This is a genomic window from Janthinobacterium sp. GL_088 (assembly GCF_057837845.1).
Map to the genome: position 1 here is coordinate 4,191,735 of NZ_CM174453.1, position 24,035 is coordinate 4,215,769.

The 24,035-nt window shown below is 69.0% G+C and carries 8 protein-coding genes; 1 reads left to right on the top strand and 7 read right to left on the bottom strand.

The window, feature by feature from the left end; all coding sequences use genetic code 11:
* Positions 1 to 3 precede the first annotated feature (3 nt).
* The 7 genes from AC3IQ7_RS18880 to AC3IQ7_RS18910 all read right to left on the bottom strand — a co-directional run bounded on the left by AC3IQ7_RS18880 (position 4) and on the right by AC3IQ7_RS18910 (position 23,062).
* Entirely contained in the window at positions 4 to 276 is a 273-nt protein-coding gene (locus tag AC3IQ7_RS18880; RefSeq protein WP_489207004.1) for a hypothetical protein, read from the bottom strand.
* Positions 273 to 13,379 (bottom strand): non-ribosomal peptide synthetase, encoded by a 13,107-nt coding sequence (locus AC3IQ7_RS18885; RefSeq protein WP_489207005.1) that lies wholly within the window; start codon positions 13,377 to 13,379, stop codon positions 273 to 275. Before AC3IQ7_RS18885 ends, AC3IQ7_RS18880 begins: the two co-directional genes overlap by 4 nt.
* Before the next feature lie 2 nt (positions 13,380 to 13,381).
* A complete protein-coding gene (locus tag AC3IQ7_RS18890; RefSeq protein WP_489207006.1) occupies positions 13,382 to 16,657 on the bottom strand; it encodes an amino acid adenylation domain-containing protein in 3,276 nt (1,091 codons plus the stop codon).
* A 63-nt stretch (positions 16,658 to 16,720) separates the two neighbouring features.
* Positions 16,721 to 18,877 (bottom strand): TonB-dependent siderophore receptor, encoded by a 2,157-nt coding sequence (locus AC3IQ7_RS18895; protein ID WP_322427853.1) that lies wholly within the window; start codon positions 18,875 to 18,877, stop codon positions 16,721 to 16,723.
* A 36-nt stretch (positions 18,878 to 18,913) separates the two neighbouring features.
* Positions 18,914 to 20,239: a lysine N(6)-hydroxylase/L-ornithine N(5)-oxygenase family protein gene (locus AC3IQ7_RS18900; protein WP_099380881.1), complete on the bottom strand. Its 1,326-nt coding sequence runs from the start codon at positions 20,237 to 20,239 to the stop codon at positions 18,914 to 18,916.
* Between the two features lie 2 nt (positions 20,240 to 20,241).
* Positions 20,242 to 21,333: a GNAT family N-acetyltransferase gene (locus tag AC3IQ7_RS18905; protein ID WP_489207007.1), complete on the bottom strand. Its 1,092-nt coding sequence runs from the start codon at positions 21,331 to 21,333 to the stop codon at positions 20,242 to 20,244.
* 70 nt (positions 21,334 to 21,403) lie between these two features.
* Positions 21,404 to 23,062 (bottom strand): cyclic peptide export ABC transporter, encoded by a 1,659-nt coding sequence (locus AC3IQ7_RS18910; RefSeq protein WP_489207008.1) that lies wholly within the window; start codon positions 23,060 to 23,062, stop codon positions 21,404 to 21,406.
* Positions 23,063 to 23,252: 190 nt separating this feature from the next.
* Between AC3IQ7_RS18910 and fhuF the strand changes: the two genes are divergently transcribed.
* The gene (fhuF, locus tag AC3IQ7_RS18915; protein ID WP_489207009.1) at positions 23,253 to 24,029 is read left to right on the top strand and encodes a siderophore-iron reductase FhuF; all 777 of its coding nucleotides are present in this window, start codon (positions 23,253 to 23,255) and stop codon (positions 24,027 to 24,029) included.
* Positions 24,030 to 24,035 lie beyond the last annotated feature (6 nt).

Below are 24,035 nucleotides of genomic sequence, written 5' to 3' on the forward strand. Positions count from 1 at the left end.
GGCTCAACTCCATTCGAAAAAATAGGCGGCGCCGCAGTACAACATCCAGACACCGATCAGCAACAGCGCCACCGGCCACAATCGGCGCGCGACAAAAGCCCACAGGGCGGCGCCCAGGTAGGCGAGAAAGGCCGCCATCGAGGCGATCAGCACGGCCTCGCTGCGCAGCACGCCCAGGCGGAACAGCAGCACCGCGCCGGCGCCGGCGACACTCCAAGCGAACAGATACGCGCCCGCCACGCCCAGTGCGACACGCGCCACGGCATGCCGGCTCATGCCGGATCCCTGGGCAAGCTGGCGCGCAAGCCTTGCCACAGCACCGGCGCGTGGATGATGTCGAGGTGGCCTGTACCGGCCACCTCTTCCTCGCCCAGCACCTGCGCAAAATGCGCCCGGCTGTCGAACAGCGCCACGCCGGCGGCGCGCGTGTATTCCGCGATCCACACGCGGGCACTGACGGCGGCCCGCTGCGGACGGTGACGGCGCAGCATCAGCGCATGGCTGGCGATGCTCCAGGCCAGGTACTCCTTGCAATGCACGGCGTCGCCATCGAGCGGCAGCGCGCCGATGTCGCGCCCTTGCAGGTGCACGAACCACGCCCACTCGTCCTCGCTCATGCGCTCAAACAGCTGTTCCCAGCGTTCGCGCATGCCGGAACGGCGCAGCCACTGCTCGCGCAGCGCCCGTTCCCGCTGCGGATCCAGCGCCGGCGCCACGCCGCCAGCAACATCGAACTGGCCCAGCACGGGATCGATCATGCCCACCAGGCGCACGGCCACGTGGCCCTGCAACTGGCGCGCCGTCTCCTGCGCCAGCACGGCGCCCAGCGACCAGCCGGCCAGCGAGCACTCGCCGCCCGGACTGTTGGCCACGATGATGTCCGCATAGCGGGCAGCCAGCTCCTCCACGCTGATGTCGGCCCAGCGCTCGCTCCCCAGCGCATGGCTGACAAAGCCGTGCACGGGCTGGCGCGGTCCCAGCGCCTGCGCCAGTCCCTGGAATTCAAAGGCGTTCACCAGCAGGCCGGGACAGCAGAACAGCGGCGGCAAGTCACCTGTCGCGCGCAGGCTGTGCCAGCTTTCGCCCACCCGCGCACCGGCCGCGCTGGCGCCAAAGCGGGCGGCAAAGGCGGCCAGGGTGGGACTGCCGAACAGGTCGGCCAGCGACAGCGCATGCGCATCCTGCGTGTACAGGCTGCGCAGCATCTGGTTGACCTGCGTGACGCAGCGCACGGCCAGCAGCGAATGCCCGCCCAACGCAAAGAAGTTATCCTCGCGCCCCACGCGCGACACGCCCAGCAAGACGCTCCAGATGGCCGCCAGCGCCTGTTCCAGCTCGCCCTGCGGCGGCGCGTACGCCGCGCTTTCCAGCACCGGCACCGGCAGCGCGCTGCGCTCCACCTTGCCCGCCGGGCTCAGTGGCAATCGCGCCAGGGCCACGATGGCCGCCGGCAGCATGTAGTCGGGCAGCGCCGCCGCCAGGGCCGCGCGCAAGGCGTCCACATCCAGTTGCGCCGGGCTGACATACGCCACCAGGCGCGCGCCGGCGGCGCTGTCCTGCGCCACCACCACCGCTTCGCGCACGCCAGGCTGCGCCAGCAGCTGCGCCTCGATCTCGCCCAGCTCCACCCGAAAACCGCGGATCTTGATCTGGTGGTCGATGCGACCCAGGTAATCGAGCTGGCCGCCGCGCCAGCGCACCAGGTCACCCGTGCGGTACAGGCGCGCACCGGGCGCGCCGTGCGGGTCCGGCACGAAGCGTTCGGCCGTCAGCGCAGGACGGCCAAGATAGCCACGCGCCAGCAAGGCGCCGCCGATGCACAGTTCACCGGCCGCGCCGGGCGGCGTCAATGCCAGGTCCGCGTCCAGCACCTGCAGCGCGCGTCCCGCCAGCGGCAGGCCGATCGGCATCTGCGCCGGCGCCGCGCCATCGAGGTAGGGCGCGCAGTCGAGCGTGGCCGCCGTCACCGCCGCTTCCGTCGGCCCATAGGTATTGAGCAGGCGGATGTGCCGCATGCCCGCCTGACGCCACGCCTGCAGCGCTTCCGGCGGCATCGCCTCGCCGCCCGCGTGCACCTGGCGCAGCGCGCCGTAGTCGCGCGGGCCTTGCTGGGCAAAATCCTGCGCCAGCAGCGACCAGTAGGCCGTCGTCAAATCGGCCACGCTGATGCGGTAGCGGTGCAGCGCCTGGTAAAACGTCTCGCTGTCCCACAGCTCCGGGCCGCGCAAGACCAGCGCCGCACCGATGCACAGGGTCGGCCAGGCCTGTTCGACGAAGCCGTCGAAGTTCAAGGTCGAAAACTGCAGCACGCGGTCCTGCGCCGTCAAGCCAAAGAAGCCGACGGACACTTGCGCATGCCGGCTTAACGCCTGGTGCGCGATGCCCACGCCCTTCGGCTTGCCCGTCGAGCCAGAGGTGTAAATCACGTAGGCCAGTTGCTGCGGCAGCGGCGCGTGGCCGGGATCGTGCTCCAGCGCGGACGGCTGCTCCACCAGCTGCACCGGCAGTCCCGCCGGCAGCGCCAGGCGTGGCAGCACCGATGCCTGCGTCAGCAGCAGCGCCATGCCGCTGTCGGCGATCATGTAGGCCAGGCGTTCGGCCGGATAGCCGGGATCGAGCGGCACGTAGGCGGCGCCCGTCTTGAGGATGGCCAGCAAGCCGGCCAGCATGTCGACCGAGCGCTCGACGGCGATGCCGACGCGCACTTCCGGCCCCGCGCCCCGCGCCAGCAGCGCGTGCGCGAGGCGGTTGGCGCGCAGATTCAGCGCGCGGTAAGTGAGCGCCTCGTCCTGGTACAGCAGCGCCAGCGCATCCGGGTGCAGCACGGCCTGCAGTTCGAACTGCGCGTGCACGGGCAAGTCGTTCCACGGTCCGCCCTCATGGCGGCCCTGGCGCAGCACGGCCGCGCCCTGCGGCGCCGACAGCAGCGGCAAGGCGCCAAGCGGCGCGTCGGCGTCGCGCGCCATCGCCTGCATCAGGCTACCCAACTGCTCCAGTATCAGGCGCGCGCTGGCGGCGTCAAAGCTGGCGCGCGCATAATCGGCATGCAGGGTCAGTCCGCTGTCCTGCATCACGGCCAGGGTCCACGGATAATTCGTCTCCTCGCGCTTGCTGGCCATGCTGAAGCGCAGTTCTCCCTCTTCGGCGGCGCGCAAGGCGGCATCGACGGGATAATTTTCGAATACGATGATGCTGTCGAACAGGGCGACGCCGCCCTGCCCCGCCCAGCGCTGCACATCGTACAGCGGCGTATGCTCGAATTCGCGCGCGGCCAGGTTTTGCGCCTGCAGCTGGCGCAGCCACTCGCCCACCGGTGCGCCCGCATGCGGGGCGGCGATCACGGGCAAGGTATTGATGAACATGCCGAGCAGGCGGTCGGCGCCCGGCAGGTCCGCCGGACGGCCAGCCACGGTGGCGCCAAAGGCCACGCAAGCCTGGCCCGTATAGCGCTGCAACAGCAGCAGCCAGGCGCCCTGCACCAACGTGTTGACGGTGATGCGCGCCTGCCGCGCAAAGGCGGCCAGGCCGGCCATCGCCGCCGGCTCCAGGCGCAGGCTGACGCTGTCCTGGCCCGTACCGCCCGCCGCCGGCAGCGCCAGCGACAAGCGCGTGGGCGCGGCCAGCGGCGCCAGCTGCGCGCGCCAGAACGCTTCTCCGGCGGCGCCATCCTGCCGCTGCAGCCAGGCGATGTAGTCGCGGTAGCGGCCCGGCGCCGGCGCATGCGGCTCGCCGTGGTAGTGGCGCAGTATTTCTCCCATCAACTGCGACGTGCTCCAGCCGTCGAGCAGCAGATGGTGGCTGGTCCAGACCAGGCGCTGCTGCGTATCGCTGCAGCGGATCAGGGTCAGCCGCTGCAGCGGTTCGCGCGCCAGGTCGAAGCCGCGCGCCAGGTCCGCCCGGGCATAGGCGTCAAGTGCGGCGGCGCCAGCGTCCTGGCCGCGCCAGTCGAGCAAGTCCACCTCGCCCGCGCCGGCGCGGCAGACCCATTGCAGCGCTTCTCCGCCATCGTGCACGAAACGGCTGCGCAGAATGTCGTGGCCTGCCGCCACCGCGCGCCAGGCCCTCGCGAAGCGTTGCGCGTCGAGCCCTGCCACGTCCACGCACAGCTGGTTGACATAGGCGCTGCCTTGCGGCGCCTGCAGGCAGTGGAACAGCATGCCCGCCTGCATCGGCGAGAGCGGATACAGGTCGGCCAGCTCGTTCAGGGGCAAGTCCAGCGCATCGAGCCTGGCCTGGTCCAGCGGCGCCAGCGGGAAGTCCGACGGCGTCACGCCCAGCGCGCCGGAACAGCAATGCGCGACCAGCGCCCGCAGCTCGCGCCCGAAATCATCGGCCAGTGCCCGGATCGCCGCGCCGTCGTGGCGCGCCGTGCTATAGCTGAACGTCATTTTCAGCATGCCGTCGAAGACCTGGCCATTGATCACCAGTTCATGCCCGAGCGGCGCCTCCGGGTCTTGCGCGTCGCCGCTCGCTTCGGCCGCCGGGCGCCAGGCCGCATCGGCCTCGAAACTGCCATCGAACTGGCCCAGGTAATTGAACAACACCTGCGCCGGCGCCAGCGCGGCCAGCGCCTGCCGGTCCGCATCGCAGCCCATGTATTTCAGCAGCCCGTAGCCGATGCCCTTGTCGGGAATGGCCCGCAAGTCCTGCTTGACCCGCTTCAAGGCCGCATCGAGCGTGCCCAGCGGCGCCAGGCGCACGGGATAGGCGCTGGTGAACCAGCCGACAGTACGGCTGATATCGAGGTCCTCGAACAAGTCTTCGCGGCCATGGCCTTCCAGTTCGACGAGGAAGCTGTCCTCGCCCGCATGGCGGCACAGCGCGCGTCCCAGCGCCGTCAGCAGCAAGTCGTTGACCTGGGTGCGGTAGGCGGCCGGCGCCTCCTTCAGCAGACGCCGCGTGGTGTCGCGGTCCAGTTGCAGCACCGCGCCGGCGACCAGGTCACCGCTGCTGGCGCCACGGCTGTCCGCCAGCGGCAGGCGTGACGGCGTGGCCGCCAGCGCCTGCCAGTACGGCAGTTGCGCGCGCACGGCATCGCTGGCCGCATGTTCCTGCAAACGCCGCGCCCAGGCTTGCAGCGGCGCGCTGGGCGCCGCCAGGCGCAAAGGTTGGCCGGCGGCGCCCTGGCGGCACAAGGTGTCGAGGTCTTGCAGCAGGATGCGCCACGACACGCCATCGACCGCCAGGTGATGCACGACCAGCAGCAGGCGCACGCTGCCGTCCGCCATGGTCATGAGCACTGCGCGCAGCAGCTGTCCCTGGCGCAGGTCCAGGCTGCGCTGGGCCAGCTGGCAATGGCGCTCCACGTCGGCCGCGTCGCACGCGTCGCGGCGCCACAGCAGCGGCGCCTCCGGCGCTTCGCCATACTGCTGCGACCAGCCCTGCGGACCATCATTGAAGCGCAGGCGCAGCGCGGCATGCGTCTGCAGCAGCACGTCCAGCGCCGCCGCGATGACGTCGCCGGCGCCGGACGCCGACGCCTGCAGCAGCACCGACTGGTTGAAATGACCGGGCCGCGCCAGTTGCGCGGCAAACAAGGCGGACTGGATCGGCAATAACGGCACGTCGTCCCCCACCACCTCGGCGCTGCCGCCAGCGCTGGCCGCCACGGCCTGCATCAGCGGCGCCAGCGCGGCGACGCTCTGGCGCTCGAACAGCTGTTTCGGCGTAACGATCCAGCCGGCCTGGCGCAGGCGCGCCACGATCTGCAGGCTCAGGATCGAGTCGCCGCCCAGTTCGAAGAAATTGTCGTCGCGTCCCAGCTGCTCCAGTCCCAGCACGCCGCACCATACCTGGGCCAGCAATTGCTCGGCGGCGCCCTGCGGCGCCACGCTGCCGCCCTGCTGCAGCGCCTGCGGCGCCGGCAGCGCGTTGCGGTCCACCTTGCCGTTCGCATTCAGCGGCAGGCTGTCGAGCACCACGATCACGGACGGCACCATGTAGTCAGGCAGCTGGCGCGCCAGCGCCAGTTTCAACCCTGCCGGCTGCAGGCTGGCGGGCGCCACATAGGCCACCAGGCGCAGGTGGCCATTGCCGCCCGGCTGCGGCTGGGCCACGGCAACGGCCGCCAGCACGCCGGGCTGCGCCAGCAATTGCGCCTCGACTTCGCCCAGCTCGATACGGAAGCCGCGGATCTTGACCTGGTGATCGATGCGGCCCAGGTATTCCAGCTGGCCGTCGGCCTGCCAGCGCACCAGGTCGCCCGTGCGGTACAAGCGTCCACCGGCGCCATCAAAGGGATCGGGAATGAAGCGGTCGGCCGTCATGCCCGGACGCCCCAGATAGCCGCGCGCCAGGCCTTCGCCGCCCAGGTATAGTTCCCCGGGCACGCCCGGCGGCGCCAGGTTCAAGGCGTCATCGAGCACCCACGCGCTGCGCGCGCCCACCGGGCGGCCGATGGGCGCATACGCGCTGCGGCAGCCCGCATCGACGCCAACCTTCCATACCATCGGCGTGACCACCGCCTCGGTGGGACCATAGCCGTTGATCAGGAAGCGCGGCTTCAGGGCGCGGCAGACCTGCTCGAAGGCCGCCTGCGGCATGGCCTCGCCACCAAACGAATACAGTTCCACGGGCGGCGGGTTGCCGCTGTGTTCAGCCCATTCGGCCAGCTGCTTCAGGTAGGCCGGCGGAAAGCCCGCGTTCGTGATGCGTTCGGCGCGCAAGGCCGCATAGGTCTGCTCGGGCGTCCACAGGCTGGCGTCGCGCAGCACCAGCGCGCCGCCGGCGCACAAGGTGGTCAGCCAGCGCTCGTGGGCGCCATCGAAGGCAAACGACAGGAAATGCAGTTCGCGCGACTGCGGCCCCATTTCATACAGATCCGCCGTGACGGCGCAATGCATGGCCAGCGGACCATGCGTCACCGCCACGCCTTTCGGCTGGCCGGTCGAGCCGGAGGTATAAATCAGGTAGGCCAGGTTGTGGCGGTGCGGCGCCGGCCATGGCGCGACGTCGCCAGCGTCAACGTCAACGTCAACGTCAACGTCAACGTCAGCAGCGTCCTGCGCATCGGCCGGCGGCATCAGCAGCAGCGGCACGCCCGCGGGCGCCGTCACGCGGTCCAGCACCTGCTCCTGGGCGATCAGCAGGCAGATGCCGCTGTCGTCCATCATGTAGGCCAGCCGCCCGGCTGGATAGTCGGGGTCCAGCGGCACATACGCGGCGCCGGCCTTCAGCACGGCCAGCAGCGCCACGATCATGTCGATCGAACGCTCCAGCGCCACGCCGACGCGCATTTCGGCGCCGACACCGTGCGCGCGCAAACGCCTTGCCAGCGCGTGGGCGCGCCGCTCCAGCTGCGCATGGCTGATCTGCTGCCCGCCCATCACGACGGCCGGCGCATCGGGGCGCAGCGCCGCATGCCGGGCGATGCGCGCATGAACCGCCACATACGGCACGGCCGGCGCGCCGCTGTGCGCCAGCGCGCGCAAGCCCCGCTGCCCGCGCGCATCGGGCAAGGCCAGGCTGCCCAGCGTTTGCTGCGCGCCGGCGATCATCGCGCGCAGCAGCGCCAGCAGGCTGGCGCCGATCGCGGCCACGCCGGCCGCATCGAACTGCGCGCGGTCGTAGCCGTAATGCAGGGCCAGCGTCTCGTTTTGCATGACGGCCAGGGTCAGCGGATAACTGGTCTGCTCGCGCCGCTCGATGGCGCTGAACACGAGGCCATCGGGCGCCGCGCCGGTCAAGGCTTCGTCGACCGGATAATTTTCAAACACCACCAGGGTATCGAACAGGCCGCCCGCACCTTGCCCGGCCCAACGCTGGATGTCGACCAGCGGCGTGTGCTCATGTTCGCGCGAGGCCAGGCTTTGCGCCTGCACCTCGGCCAGCCAGCCGGCCACCGTCTGCGCATGACGCGGCGTGGCGATCACGGGCAGCGTATTGATGAACAGTCCCAGCAACTGCTGCGCGCCGGCCAGGTCGCCGGGCCGCCCGGCCACCGTGGCGCCAAAGGCCACCGTGCGCTGACCCGTATGGCGCTGCAGCAGGATCGCCCACGCCGCCTGCACGACGGTGTTGACCGTCACATGGTGGCGCCGCGCGAAGGCGGCCAGCTGCACGCTTTCCTGGCGCTCCAGCGCCGTGCCGACTTCCCCATGCCCGCCCGGCACCGCCTCGCACGGCAACAGCCCGGCCAGGCGCGTGGGCGCCGCCAGCGGCGCCGCCAGCGCGCGCCAGTAGCTTTCGCTGCCGGCCGCGTCCTGCCGCTGCAACCAGGCGATGTAGTCGCGATAGCGTCCGCCGTGCGTGGCCAGCGGCTGGCCAGCGTAATGGCGCAGCAGCTCGCCCATCAGGCGCGAACTGCTCCAGCCATCGAGCAGAAGATGGTGGTTGGTCCAGATGAAATGGTGGCGCGAGGCCGAAGTGCGCACCAGGTGCAGGCGCTGCAGCGGCGCCTGTTCCAGCTTGAAGCCTTGCGCCAGGTCGCGCCGCGCCAGCGCGTCGAGGTCGGCCTGGATGTCGTCGTGGCCGCGCCAGTCGAGTTCCTGCAGCGCGGGCCCCGCATCGCGGCTGACCCATTGCAGCGGCGGCACGGCCTGCGGCAAGAAGGCCGTGCGCAGGATGTCGTGGCGCGCGATGACGGCCTGCCACGCGGCCGCGAAGCGCCCGGCGTCCAGGCCATCGATATCGACGCGCAGCTGGTTCAGGTAGGCGCCGTCCTGCGGCGCGTACACGCTGTGGAACAGCATACCGGCCTGCATCGGCGACAGCGGATACAGGTCGGCCAGGCGCGCCACGGGCAAGTCGAGCGCATCGAGGCTGGCCTGGTCCAGCCGGGCCAGCGGGAAATCGGATGGCGTCACGCCCTGCGCGCCGGAGCAGCAATGCGCCACCAGCGCCACCAGTTCCTGGCGATAGTCGTCCATCAGCGCCGCCAGCGCGCCTTCGTCATGGCGCGCCGCGCTGAAACTGAGCGTGAGTTTCAGCATACCGTCCAGCACTTGCCCGTTGAGCGCCAGTTCATGCCCCAGCGGGGCATCGCTGTCCTGCGTTTCGCCGCCCGATTCGGCGGCCGGCGCCCACAATCCCTGCGGCGCGAAACTGCCGTCGAACTGGCCCAGGTAATTGAAAATCAGCTGCGGCCGCGGCAAGGCGGCCAGCGCGGCACGCGCCGCATCGTCGCCCAGGTGGCGCAGCAGGCCATAGCCGATACCCTTGGCCGGCACGTCGCGCAAGTCCTGCTTGACGCGCCGGATGGCGGCACCCGCCTCGCCCAGCGGCGCCAGACGCACCGGATACATGCTGGTGTACCAGCCCACCGTGCGGCTGGCGTCGAGGTCGTCGAACAGGTCTTCGCGGCCATGCCCTTCCACCTCGATCAGCACCTGCGCCTGGCGCGTGTAGCGGCACAGGGCGCGGCCCAGCGCCGTCAGCAGCAGGTCGTTGACCTGGGTGCGGTAGGCGGCCGGCGCCTCTTTCAGCAGGCGGCGCGTGGTCTCGCGGTCCAACGCCAGGCCCAGGTCGCGCGCGTGGCGCGTCGTGTTGGCGCCGTCCGGACGGGCGCAGGGCAAGGCGGCCGGCGTGGCCGCCACCGCCAGCCAGTACGGCAGCTCGGCGTGCACGGCCGGCGTGTGCGCATGCTGGCGCAGGCGCTGCGACCACGCCTGCAGGCTGCTGCCGCGTGGCGGCAGCGTCACGGCCGTCCCCGCCAGCGCGGCCCGGTAAGCTGCTGCCAGGTCTTCCAGCAGCACGCGCCACGAAACGCCGTCGACGGCCAGGTGGTGCACGGCAAGGAAAAGCCGCGTGCTGCCATCGGCCACGTCGATCAGCTGCGCGCGCAGCAGCCGGCCCTGTTCCAGGTCCAGGCTGCGCTGCGCTTCGCGGCACACCGCCTCGATGGCGGCGCCGTCCTGCGCCGTGCATTGCCACAGCAGTTTCTCCGGCACGGGGCCGTAGCTCTGGCGCCAGGCGCCCGCTTCCTCCTGCCGGAAGCGCAGGCTCAATGCCTGGTGGTGCGCGGCGAGCGCCTGCAGCGCCCGTTCCAGCGCACCCGCGTCGAGCGCTCCGTTCGCGCGCATCAGCAGCGACTGGTTCCAATGGTGGCGTTGCGGGATGGCGGTGCCAAAGAAATCGAGCTGGATCGGCAGCAGCGGCACCTCGCCCTGCGCATCGTCCGGCACCACTGGCGCGGCCTGCAGCGGCTGCGCCACCAGCGCCAGGGCGGCGATGTTCTGGCGCTCGAACAGCTGCTTCGGCGTCAGCTTCCAGCCCGCCTGGCGCGCCCGCGCGACGATCTGCAGGCTGAGGATGGAGTCGCCGCCCAGTTCAAAGAAGTTATCCTCGCGGCCCACCCGCTCCAGGCCCAGCACCTCGCACCACAGGCGCGCCAGCATGTTCTCCACTTCGCCCTCGGCCGGCGCGTGCGCCGCGCCGGCGGCAAATTGCGCGGCCGGCAGCGCCTTGCGGTCAAGCTTGCCGTTGGCATTCAGGGGCAGGCGCGGCAGCGCGACGAACGCCGATGGCAACATATAGTCGGGCACGCGCACGGCCAGCGCCGCACGCAGCGCTGCCGTGTCCAGCGATGCGGGCGTGACATAGGCCACCAGGCGCAAGCCCTGGCCGGATGCCTGTGCCACCACCACCGCCTCGGTCACGCCGGGCTGCAACAACAGCTGGGACTCGATCTCGCCCAGCTCCACACGCAGGCCGCGTATCTTGATCTGGTGGTCGATGCGGCCCAGGTATTCCAGCGCGCCGTCGGCACGCCAGCGTACCAGGTCACCCGTCCGGTACAGGCGCGCGCCGCCGCCATCGAACGGATCGGGCACGAAGCGCTCGGCGCTCAGGGCGGGACGGTGCAGGTAGCCGCGCGCCAGGCCCACTCCGCCCAGGTACAATTCGCCCGCCACGCCGGCCGGCGCCAGGTTCAGACTATCGTCCAGCACATAGCTGCGCAGATTGGCGATCGGACGCCCGATGGGCACCACGGCATCGCCCGCGCGGCAATGCCACCACGTGACATCGATGGCCGCCTCGGTAGGGCCATACAGGTTATGCAGCTGCGCCTGCGGCAAGGCGGCCAGGGTGCGGTCCTGCAGGTCGGCCGGCAGCGCCTCGCCGCTGCAGATCACCGTGCGCAGGCTGGCGCAGGCGCCCGGTGCCAGGTCGGCGGCAAAAGCCTGCAGCATCGATGGCACGAAGTGCACGGTGGTGACCCCATGGCGCTCGATCAGCGCCGCCAGCAGTGCCGGGTCGCGATGGTCGCCCGGCCCGGCCACGGCCAGCCGCGCGCCGTACATCAGCGGCCAGAAAAATTCCCATACCGAGACGTCAAAGCTGAACGGCGTTTTCTGCAGCACCGCGTCGCCCGCGCCCAGCGCATACGCCTGCTGCATCCACACGAGGCGGTTATACAGCGCGCAATGACGGTTGGCGGCACCCTTCGGGCGTCCCGTGGAACCCGAGGTGTAGATCACATAGGCGAGGTTTTCCCCGTGCAGCGCCACGCGCGGGTCGCCATGCGCGCCATCCGCATACGCCGCTTCCTCGTCCAGCATCAGCAAGGGCGGCAAGTGCTCGGGCAAGGCGCCGAGCACGGGTGCATGCGTCAGCAGCAGGCTGACCGCGCTATCGTCCAGCATGTAGGCGATGCGTTCGGCCGGGTATTCCGGGTCGATCGGCACATAGGCGCCGCCCGCCTTCATCACGGCCAGCAAGCCCACCACCATCTCGACAGAGCGTAGCAGCGCCAGGCCGACGCGCACTTCCGGTCCCACGCCGAGAGCGATCAGCCGGTGCGCCAGCGCATTGGCGCGCCCGTTCAAGGCGGCATAACTGAGCACTTCTTCGCCAAACAGCAACGCATCGGCCTGCGGCGTGGCCGCCGCCTGGCGCTCGATCAGCAGGTGCACCGCTTCGGGCGATGCGTACGACTGGTCGCAGCGGCTCCAGGCCAGCAGCGCCGCCCGTTCCGCGTCTTCCTGCAGCGGCACATCGCCGAGCGCGCACTGCGGCGTGTCGGCCAGTGCCCGCAGCAGCGCCAGATAGTGGCGCGACAGGCGCGCGATGCTGGCCGGTTCGAACAGCTCCACGGCATAGGCAAAACTGGCCGACAGGTTGCCATCGGCCCGCTCCTGCGTGTCGAGCGTGAGTTCGAACTTGGCCGCCTGGCGTCCCAGTTCGTACGGCGTCGCCGACAGCCCCGCCAGCCGGACCTCGCCGCGCGGCTGCAAATGCTGGTGATTGAACAGTACCTGGAACAAGGGCGGGTGGCTCAGGCTGCGTTCCGGCTGCAAGGCGTCGACCAATACGTCAAACGGCAAGTCCTGGTGCGCCTGCGCGCCCAGCGCCGCGTCGCGTACCTGCAGCAGCAACTGCTCCAGAGTCGTGCGGCCATCGAGGCGCGTATCGATGATCAGGGTATTGACGAAAAAGCCGATCACGCCTTCCGTCTCGACACGGTTGCGGTTGGCCATCGGCACGCCGATGCGCAACGCCTGCTGGCCCGTGTGGCGGTACAGCAGCGCCTTGAAGGCGGCCAGCAGCAGCATGAACACGGTGGCACCGTGGCGCTGCGCGCTGCGGTGCAGCTGCGCGCCCAGTTCTGGCGGCAGCGCGAAATCGAAGCGCGCGGCATGGTAGTCAGGCTGCGCCTGGCGGGCATGGTCGGCCGGCGGCTGCAGCACCGGGTGTTCATCGCCCAGGCGCGCCGTCCAGTAGGCCAGCTGCACATCTCGCTCGCCCGCATCGAGCCAGTGGCGCTGCCAGGCGGCATGGTCGGCATACTGGATCGGCAACGGCGCCAGCGCCGCAGCGCCGCCATCCTGCGCCGCCTGGTACAGCGCACCGAATTCCTCGATCAGCAGCTGGATAGACCAGCCGTCCGAAACAATGTGGTGCATGACCACCAGCAGCACGTGCTCTTCGTCGGCCAGCCGCACCAGCATCGCGCGCAGCAGGGGCGCGCTTGCCAGGTCGAACGGGGCCTGGTTGAAATCGTCGGCGATGCGCGCCAGCCGCGTCTCGCCATCGTCGATGCCGCGCAAGTCCGCATGCGCCAGCCGCAGCGCCATCGGCGGCGCGATGCACTGTTCGGCCAGGCCATCCGCGTCGGCCTCGAAATACGTGCGCAGCGATTCATGGCGAGCGATCAGCGCGTCGAAGGCGTCCTGCACGGCATCGGCCCGCAGGCGTCCGCGCAGGCGCAGGCCGCCCGCGATATGGTAGGCGCTGCTGGCGGGATCGAGCTGCCACAGGAACCACTGGCGCTGCTGGGCAAAAGACAGGGGCGCGCGCGTCAGCGCCTGGCGGCGCGGTGGAATGGGCAGCTGCGCCTGCGTGATGCCCTGCTCGGTCATCTTTTTGTGAAAGGCGCGCCGCTGTTCCGGCGTCAGGGCGCTGAAACGTTCGGCCAACTGCAGTGCGATATCGGTTTGCATGATCAGGTCGACTCCAAGATATCCAGGAATGATGCGAGATCATCCATCCTCGATTGTTGTGAAGCTTGTTGCTGCAAGGTGGCGACTTCGGCGGCCAACAGGGACAAGGATTTGGTTTCAAATACGGCGTGCAGCGGCAGCGACACGGCCAGCGCCAGGTTCAGGCGCGACACCAGCTGCACGGCCAACAGCGAATGTCCGCCCAGCGCAAAGAAGTTATCCTCGCGCCCCACGCGCTGCACACCCAGCAAGCTGCTCCAGATGGCCGCCAGCGCCTGTTCCAGTTCGCCCTGCGGCGCCGAGTACGCCGCGCTTTCCAGCACCGGCACCGGCAGCGCGCTGCGCTCCACCTTGCCTGCCGGGCTCAGTGGCAATCGCGCCAGGGCCACGATGGCCGCCGGCAGCATGTAGTCGGGCAGCGCCGCCGCCAGCGCCGCGCGCAAAGCCTCCACCGACACCTGCGCCGGACTCACATACGCCACCAGGCGCGCGCCGGCGGCGCTGTCCTGCGCCACCACCACCGCTTCGCGCACGCCAGGCTGCGCCAGCAGTTGCGCCTCGATCTCGCCCAGCTCCACGCGGAAGCCGCGGATCTTGATCTGGTGGTCGATGCGTCCCAGGTAATCGAGCTGGCCGCCGCGCCAGCGCACCAGGTCTCCCGTGCGGTACAGGCGCGCACCGGGCGACCCATGCGGGTCCGGCACGAAACGTTCGGCCGTCAGCGCAGGACGGCCAAGATAGCCACGCGCCAGCAAGGCGCCGCCGATGCACAGTTCACCGGCCGCGCCGGGCGGCGTCAATGCCAGGTCCGCATCCAGCACCTGCAGCGCGCGTCCCGCCAGCGGCAGGCCGATCGGCATCTGGGCCGGCGCCGCGCCATCGAGGTAGGGCGCGCAGTCGAGCGTGGCCGCCGTCACCGCCGCTTCCGTCGGGCCATACGTATTGAGCAGGCGGATGTGGCGCATGCCCGCCTGACGCCACGCCTGCAGCGCTTCCGGCGGCATCGCCTCGCCGCCCGCGTGCACCTGGCGCAGCGCGCCGTAGTCGCGCGGACCTTGCTGGGCAAAATCCTGCGCCAGCAGCGACCAGTAGGCCGTCGTCAAATCGGCCACGCTGATGCGGTAGCGGTGCAGCGCCTGGTAAAACGTCTCGCTGTCCCACAGCTCCGGGCCGCGCAAGACCAGCGCCGCGCCCACGCACAGGGTCGGCCAGGCCTGTTCGACGAAGCCGTCAAAGTTCAGGGTCGAAAACTGCAGCACGCGGTCCCGCGCCGTCAAGCCAAAGAAGCCGACGGACACTTGCGCATGCCGGCTTAACGCCTGATGCGCGATGCCCACGCCCTTCGGTTTGCCCGTCGAACCGGACGTGTAGATCACGTAGGCCAGTTGCTGCGGCAGCGGCGCGTGGCCGGGATCGTGCTCCAGCGCAGAGGGCTGCTCCACCAGCTGCACCGGCAGTCCCGCCGGCAGCGCCAGGCGTGGCAGCACGGACGCCTGCGTCAGCAGCAGCGCCATGCCGCTGTCGGCGATCATGTAGGCCAGGCGTTCGGCCGGATAGCCGGGATCGAGCGGCACGTAGGCGGCGCCCGTCTTGAGGATGGCCAGCAAGCCGGCCAGCATGTCGACCGAGCGCTCGACGGCAATGCCGATGCGCACTTCCGGCCCCGCGCCCTGCGCCAGCAGCGCGTGCGCCAGGCGGTTGGCGCGCAGATTCAGCGCGCGGTAAGTGAGCGCCTCGTCCTGGTACAGCAGCGCCAGCGCATCCGGGTGCAGCACGGCCTGCAGCTCGAACTGCGCGTGCACGGGCAAGTCGTTCCACGGTCCGCCCTCATGGCGGCCCTGGCGCAGCACGGCGTCTGCCTGCGCGGCGGACAACAGGCCTCTCCCATCGAGCACGGCATCGGGCCGTTCCAGCATGGCCGCCAGCACGTTGACAAAATAGCTGGCCAGCGCCGCGATGCCGGCCCCGTCAAACAGGGCGGTACGGTATTCCAGGCTGGCCGTCACGCCGTCGGCGCCGATGGCGACATCGAGCGACAGGTCGAACTTGGCCTCGACCTGCGCCTCCGACAGCAGGCTGACGGACAAGCCATCGAGCACGGGCACGGCGGAAGCGGCCGCGCCTTCGTGGCGCAGGTTGAACAGCACCTGGAACAGGGGATTGCGCGACAGGTCGCGCTCGATGCGCATCGCGTCGAGCAGCAGTTCGAATGGCAGCTCGGCGTGGTTCAGCGCGGCCAGCGCCTCGCCACGCAAGCGGCGGCACAGGGTGCGCGCCGTCAGGCCGGGCGCCAGGCGCGCGCGGTAGACCTGGGTGTTGACGAAAAAACCGATCAGCTCATGCACTTCGTGGCGGTTGCGGCCCGCGTTCGGCACGCCGATGGCAAAGTCGCGCTGGCCGCTCAAGCCGGCGAGCACCAGCTGCCAGGCAGCCATCAGGATCACGAATGGCGTGCATTGCTGCGCGCGGCAAAACGCCAGCGCCGCGCCGGCCAGCGCCGGCGGCAGCGCAAACGCGTGGCAGCCGGACGCCAGCGCGGGCGCGGGGTCGTCCGCCAGCACGGGCAAATTCAGCGCCGGCACGTCCTGCCCCAGGTAGGCCGTCCAGTAGGCCAGCTCCGCATCCAGGTGCGCGCCCTGCAGCATGGCGCGCTGCCAGGCAGCATAGTCGGCATATTGCAGCGGCAGCGCCGGCAGGCCCGGCGTGCCCGCCTGCGCGGCGCGGTAGGCTTGCGCCAGGTCGCGGATCAGCACGGGATTGGACCAGGCGTCCGAAACGATGTGGTGCATGCTCAGCATGAGTACCGCGTGCTCGTGGCCGCAATCGATCAGGGTCGCGCGCAGCAGCGGCGCGGCGCCCAGGTCGAACGGCGTGTCGGCTTCGCGCCGCAGCCGTGCGGCCAGCCATTCGGCGTCAGCGGCATCCGCCGCGGGCGCCGTCTCGCGCCCCAGCGCCAGGCTGGCGTGTGCCTCGACGATCTGCAGCGGCAAGCCGTCGCGCTCCTCGAAGCGCGTGCGCAGCACGGCATGGCGCTGCACCAGCGCGCGCAGCGCCGCCTGCAGGGCCGCGCCGTCGCACGGGCCTTCCAGGCGAAACGCGCGGCACAGGTTATACGCGGTCGAGCGCGATTCGTAGCGCTGCAAAAACCACAGGCGCTGCTGCTGGAAGGACAGCGGCGCGGCGCCATCGCCATCGAGGGCGCGCGGCAGTATCGCATCGACGCCATCGGTTTCATCGTCGAGCAGCAGGGCAAGCAATTGGTCTTGGTTGGTGGTCATGGAGGCGTCGGAGTACGATGGGATAAGCCGCCCGGCGTGGACCGGGCGGCGGCCGTCAGGGGCTTACAGCTTCAGGCGCAAGGTCAGCGCCAGCGCGCGCGGTTCGCCGATCACGTTGCCGTTTTGCGGCGTATTGATGCGCTGGTAGTAATGACGGTCGAACAGGTTGCTGACATTGACCGCCAGGGTGGCGCGCTCGCTGACGGCCCAGGCGGCATGCGCATCGACGGTGGCATAGCCGCCCTGCGCCAGCTGAGCGCCGCCCAGCACCGCGATGCTGTTGTAGAAGCGGCTGACGGCCGTCACGCCGCCGCCAAGGCTGAAGCGCTTCCAGTCGCCGGCAAACGCATAGTTGCTGCCAAGGCGCAGCATGTGGCGCGGCGCGATGGCGGAAAAGGCGCTCGAATCGAGTCCGTCCAGGCTTTCCAGTTCCTGCGAGTTGATATAGGTGTAGCCGCCATACACATCCCAGCCTGGCAGCAGGCGCCCGTTGACCTGGGCTTCGAGGCCCTGGTTGCGCGTCTTGCCGCGGGCGATGTAGTAGTCGACGCCGTCCGGCACCAGCACGGACTGGGCGCGGCCGTTTTCGCTGACGCGGAACAGCGCCAGCGAGCCGCTCAGCGCGCGGTCGGCGCTCTCGCCCTTGATGCCCAGCTCATACTGCTTGCCCTTCAGTGGATTGAGCGGCGTGCCATCGCGCCCGGCGAAGGCCTGCGGCTGGAATACGTCGACATAGCTGGCATACAGCGAGTAGTCGCGGCTCAGGTCATAGATCAGGCCCAGTTGCGGCGAGATCTTGCCCGTCGCCTCGTTGCGGCTTTCCACCGAGCTGTCCGGCGTGTAGTCCTGCGTGCGGCCCTTCCACCACGATGCGCGCGCGCCCAGCACCAGGGTCAGCGGATCGGTGAGGCTGAAACGCGCATTCGTGTAGACGCCATACTGTTCCGAACGCAGGTTCTGCCCTTCCCCCAGCGGCAGGAAGTCCGGGCGGGGGAAGTCATGGCGCGGCCGGAAGATATCCACTTTCTCGTCGAATTCGCCCCGGTAATACGGTGAAGCAAAGCGCATCTTGCTGTAGTTGGCGCCCACCAGCAGTTGGTGGCGGCGGCCGAACAGCGAAAACGGCCCGCCGGCGTTCACGTCGAGGCCGGACTGGCGCTGGCGGTCCTTGCCGCCGCCCACGTACAGCTGCACCAGGTTGTCCGCCGGATCGATCGGATTCCACGGATAGGCCTGGATGCGATCGAGGCCGCTTTCCTGCCAGTTGGCGGACAGGCGCCCGCTCCAGCCATTGGCCATCTTGTGTTCGAGTTCAGCAAAGGCGTTGGTGGTGCGGTACTGATCCAGGTTGAAATTGGCGCCGATATTCGTCCTGCGCGGGATCCTGGGCAGCGACAGCACGGGCTTGCCGCTTGACAGGTCGAGCATGGCGGGATAATTCCACGGCTGTTCGGCGGCGCGCACGTATTGCGTGCTGGCGCCCACGGTCAGACGCGTGGCCGGGCTGAAGGCATAGTCGGCCACGCCGTACAGCGTGTGGCTGCGCTCATGCGCGTCATCGTAGAAAAAGTCCTTGTCCTGCACCACGCCGACGACGCGGCCGCGCAAGGTGCCTTCCGCGTTCAGCGCGGAACCGACGTCGAATTCGGCGCGGCGCTTGTTCCAGGAACCCAGGCTCAGCTCCGCCGTGGCGCGCAGTTCGCTGGTCGGGCGCTTGCGCACCAGGTTGATGCTGCCGCCCGTGCCGCTGGTGCCGGCATACAGCGCGGCCGGCCCCTTGAGCACTTCGACGCGCTCGAACAGGGCCAGGTCGGACGAGGCGCTGACGCGAAAATCGTAGGTAGTGGGTACGCCGTCAAGCTGCACCGAATTGATTTCATAGCCGCGCGAGTAAAAGATGGCCCGGTTGGCATCCTTGTTTTCCACCGTCACGCCTGGCGTGCGGCGCAGCGCGTCGGACAGATTGACCAGGTTCTGCTGCTCGATCTGGTCGCGCGTGACCACGCTGACCGATTGCGCAATTTCGCGCATCGCCAGCGGCAGCTTGGAGCCGATGCGCAAGCGCGGATTGCCGCTTTGCTCGTCGGCGCTGCCGCTCACCACCACTTCCTTCAAGGTCACCTCATCCTGTTGCCCCCACGCGGCGCCAGCGGCCGAGAGGGCCGAGAATGCGGACAACAGCGCCATGCGCCGGGCGCCTCTTTTTTTAACTACGGACATCAACATCTCCTCGAAACATGCATGAAAAATAGGATTTCACCAGGCGTGCGCGCTTTCCCTGCGACTGAAGGCATCGGCGGCGGGCCGGCCCCACTGGCGGCGCTGCTCCAGCATGGCGTCGGCGATCTCCTGCGAGCGGATCGCCAGCACGGACAGCAAGGTGTCGCTCAAGCCGTGCGTGTCTTCGCAGCAGCCTTGCAGGAAGATGCCCGCAGCGCAGTCCTGCGGCCCGCGCAGCCGGTAGTCGCGCGCCACGTCGCCGACGTCGAACCACTGCGCCAGTGGCGCCAGCAGGCGCCGGTGGGTCTGTCGCTGGTAGCCGGTGGCCAGCACCACGGCGTCGTAGCGGCAAGTGCCGGAGGGGCCGCCGTCGACCTGGCGCAATTCCGCCAGCAAGCTTCCATCGTCGCCGCTGCGCAGGCTGGCCACTTCATGCTCGAACAGCACGCGGTGGCGTTCGCTGCCGCGCACCTTCTGCTGGTACAGCAGGTCGTAGATGCGTTCGATGAGGCCCGTGTCGACCACCGCGTAGTTGGTATTGCTCAGCTCATCGATCAGGCTGCGCCGCGCGTCGGAACCGCGCTGGTAGACATAGTCCGTATATTCGGGATTGAAGATCTGGTTGACGAAGGCACTGTCGTCGGCCGGGCGCAGCACCGCGTTGCGCGCGATCAGGTCGACCTGCATGCCGGGGCCGCGCGCCTGCAGGTCGAGAAAGATCTCGGCCGCGCTTTGCCCCGCGCCGACCACGGCCACGCGGCGCGGCTGGGGCAAGGCGGCCAGCCCCGCCAGATAGCGCGAGGAGTGAAACACGCGCGCGTCGTCGCGCCAGGCGGCGAACAGCGGCGGGATGTGCGGCGCGCCGCCCACGCTGAGGACCACGTTGCGCGCATGGCGCAGGCGCTCGGCGCCGCCATGCAGGCGCGAACGCACGCACAGGTGATCGAGCACGCCGTCATGCAGCACCGGCTCGACCGCCACCACTTCTTCGCCATAATGGCAATCGGCCGCGAATCGCCCGGCCGCCCAGCGCAGGTAGTCGTTGAATTCGTGGCGGCTGGGATAGAAGGTCTTCAGGTTGATGAAATCCTGCAGGCGGCCGTGCTGCTGCAGGTAATTGATGAAGGTATAGGGGCTGGCCGGATTGCGCAGGGTGACCAGGTCCTTCAGGAACGAGATCTGCATGCGGCTGTCGTCGAGCAGCATGTCGCCATGCCAGACGAAGTCGGGCTTCTGCTCGATGAAGCAGGCGTCGAGCGCGCCATCGGAGGGGGCCGCCTCGCGCAAGGCGATGGCCAATGCCAGGTTGGACGGGCCGAAGCCGATGCCGATCAGGTCATGCACGAGGTAATTGGCTTGCATGGTCACTCGCTTCGCGTGGCAAGGTGGTTGAAATAGCTCAGTTCATGCTCCGCCACGCCAGGCGGCACCAGGCGCCGCTCACCGAAGAAGCGCTCGCGCAGCAGCGTCACCAGCATGGCCCGCTTGTGCGGAAAATCGAACTCCTTGATCTTGGCAAAGCCGTTGCGGTCCAGGTTATTGATCTGCTGGTGATGGTCGGCGCGCGGTTCGCCGACGATGCGCTGCGTGCGCACGTCGTCAAGGAAGATGTAGTGCATCAGCGACGGCAGCCAGGCCGTCACCCAGGGGCGGCCGCGCACGTCTTCCTCGCCGATCAGCACATGCCAGCCACGGTCGAAATCGGCCGCCTCGCAATACGGGCCGATGCGGTTTTCCTTGGCCCAGTACACCTCGAAATAGCCGAACGGCCTGCCGTCGGCGCAGCCGATCAGCGGCAGCATGTGCGGATCCGCCTGCAATTGCTCCAGGTAGGCACGGTGCCTGGCCAGGTCGCCCTCCTCCTGCCAGAAGTGGGCCACGCGCGGATCGTTCATCCAGCGGTTAAAAGTGGCCAGGTCGCCGTCGATATCGACGGTGCGCAGCGACAGTACCTGGTTCAGCCAGGGAATGTGGCGCGCATACACCTGGCCGGACGGCTTGGGCGCGCGCAGCGGGTGGCGCTGGCCGTGGCTCATGACGTATTGCAAGGGGTAGGCGCCGCTGCCTGGCCGTGTCAGCCAGACGCCCGACTCTTGCCAGAAGCGCTGGGCAGGCAGCTGCAGCAGGCCCGCGCCCGCGTCCAATGCCGCGCCCTGCAGCAATTGCGCAGCCAGCGCGGGTGGCGCCCCCGCCAGTTGCAGGCCCGCTTCGCCCGGATACAGCGCGAACGCCGTTTCACAGGCAGCCAATGCCGCATCGCGCGCCAGCGCGCCCTCGCCGCCGGACTGCAAGGTCAGCTGCAGCCCTGCCGGGGCACCGGCCATCTGCCAGCGCTGCACGGCCACGCCGTCCAGCGTGACGATCAATTGCGCGCCATCGACGGCGGTGTACAGGGCCGCCGCCCCGGCACGCTGCGTGACAAATTCCCTCGGGTGATGCTGTACGTTCTCGGCCATGTTGGTATCCTCGTTCTGAATCGCGAATGGGGTGCAGCTGACAGGTAATAGATAAGAAGCAGGGGCCGCGTCAGGCCGCGCTCAGGTCCGCCGCGCTATCGCGCACGCCGCGCGCCACGGCCAGCGGCTGCAGCACGCCGCCGTCGCAGCGCAGCACGCGGTCGGCCACGCCGAAATAGCGGTCGTCATGGCTGATGGCGATGATGGTCTTGCCACCACGGCGCAGCTCGGGCAGCAGCTCGCGGTAAAAGAAGTCGCGGAATGGCGGGTCCTGGTCCGCCGCCCATTCGTCGAGCAGCAGGATGGGGCGCTGCTCCACATGCGCCATCAGCAGCGCCAGGCGCTTGCGCTGCCCCTGCGACAGGCGCACGGTGGACAGGCGGCCAGCGTGCAGCGTGACCTTGCGCTCCAGGCGCAAGCGCTGCAAAAAGGCTTGCGCCAGCGCCGGATCGAACGTACCCAGCGGCCCGACCAGTCCCTGGAACAGGTGGAAATTCGAAAAAACGGTGGAAAAATGGCTGCGGTACCAGGCACTGTTGGCGCCGCCGACCGGCGTGCCAAGCAGCTCGATGCGCCCGGCGGACGGCTGGTACAGGCCCGTCAGGATGCGCGCCAGCGTCGACTTTCCGCTGCCATTGCCGCCAACGATGAAGACGATTTCGCCTGACGTCAGTTGCAGGTTGACGGGACCCAGACGGAAGCCGTATTCATCGCTGGCATGCGGATACTGGTATTGCACGTTCTCCAGGACCAGCAGCGGCAGGCCCGGCGCCACCGGCGCGGCGGCAGGCTGCACGTCGAAGCCGGCGCGATGCGCCTCGAGCGCCAGGCTGTCGATCTTTTCCAGCGCCACGCTGCCCGACAACAGCATCGGCAAGCCTTCGACCAGGTCGTTCAATGGCATGCGCAGGAACATCAGCACCAGCACGAAGGCCACCACGGCCTGCGCCGGCACGGCGAAATAGTCGCCGGCGATGAACATCAGCCCGGCCAGGCCGAGGATCAGCACGGCGCCCCAGTTCAGGCTGAAAATCCAGTAGCGATCGGCGCGCACTTCCAGCTGGCGCGCCCGTTCGGCGGCCGGCGTGAAGTCCTGCTCGAAAAACAGCTGCTTGCGCGTGGCGTTCAGGGCCAGCTCGCAGCGCCCTTCGATGGCGCCTTCGTAGCCGGCAAAGATCGCGTCGTCCGTCTCGCGCACCTGCTTCATCAGCGCGCGCATGCGCAGCATCATGACTTGCGCAAAGAGGGCGCCGCCGCCCACGGCGACGATCGTCAGCAGGAACAGCTGCCACGACAGCCAGGCCAGGTAGGCGAAGCCGCCCAGCACCAGCACGCCGTTGTACAGCACGAAGGGCAAGCGGTTGAAGGCCATGCCGATGGCCGCCACGTCCTTGGTCAGCGCCGCATACAGGGCCGCCGCGCCGATCTGTTCGAGGCGTTCGATGCCCGTATCGAGCACGCGCTTGAGCATCACCAGGCGCATTTCATACACCACCCGGTGGCCGAGCGCCGTCAGCAGGGCCTGGGACGCGAAGCCGCAGACGAACAGCACCAGCAACAAGGCGCCAAAGACGAGGGCCCAATGCGCGCCAGGCGCGGCCGGTGCGGCGATGCGCTGGTTGATCGCACTGATCAGGCCGATGCCAGCCAGCGCGCTGCACACGCTGGCCAGGGAAGTAAGCAGCAGCAACACGCGGAAGCGCCGGATCAGGGACAGGAAAACGTTCATGCAAACAGCCTCGAAATCAGAAGGACATCAATGAGAGAAGTAGTGCCGAATCAGTTACAGTTGACGTTAATGAGAATAGAAATACAAATGAGAATGCTTCACATTTACATTTAACTGATAATAGATGAGAATTGTTATTACCGCAACCAAAGCATGTATTTATTTATACGTGCCGTGCCACGAAGAATCGATGACCATGTCCCTGCCCCAGCAAGCCCCAAGTCCGCAGCATTGCCTGATAGGCCCCCTGCCCCAGCTGTTTCATGGCGAGCTGGCCGCCTATGGCGCGGCGCTGGCCGTAGCAGATACCAGCGCCCCCGTCGGCACCGCGCTCGAGGCCTTCCTCGACGGTCCGCAGCTGGCGGCGGCGCTGGCCCTGTTTGCCCTGCGCTTTCCCGGCGCCCATCCCAAGGCGCTGGCGTCGACCTGGTCCAAGCTGTATTTCAACGCACTGCTCGTGCCCGTGCTGGCGGCGTCGGCCGCCTGCGGCTGGTGCTTCCCGCTCGCCCCTGGCCGCGTGCGTTTCCTGGCCGATACCGATGGCGCGCCGCTGCGCTTCGTGCTGGAAGACGCCGGTGCGGCGCATCCCGCGCTCGATAGCGCCGCGCGCCTGCAACCGCTGGTGCGCAACCACTTGGAGCTGGTGGTGGACGCGCTGGCCACGCAATACCGCCTGGCGCCGCGCCTGCTGTGGAACAATGCCGCCGTGATCGCCGAGGAAACGCTGCTGCAATGCCAGTTGCTGATGGGGGCGCAGCCGCGCATCGCCGCCGACCTGCACTTCCTGTGTGCCACGGCGCAATGGCCGGACCAGCTGGCCAACCCCCTGCACCAGCCCACGCGCCTGGTGGCGAACGTGCGCCAGCGCCAGCTGTGCTGTTTGCGCTACCGGCTGCGGCTCGATTTCTGCGCCGACTGCCCGCTCGACTGTCGCCAGCGCCAGGCGGCGCAACGCAAGCTCGCCTAAAAAACA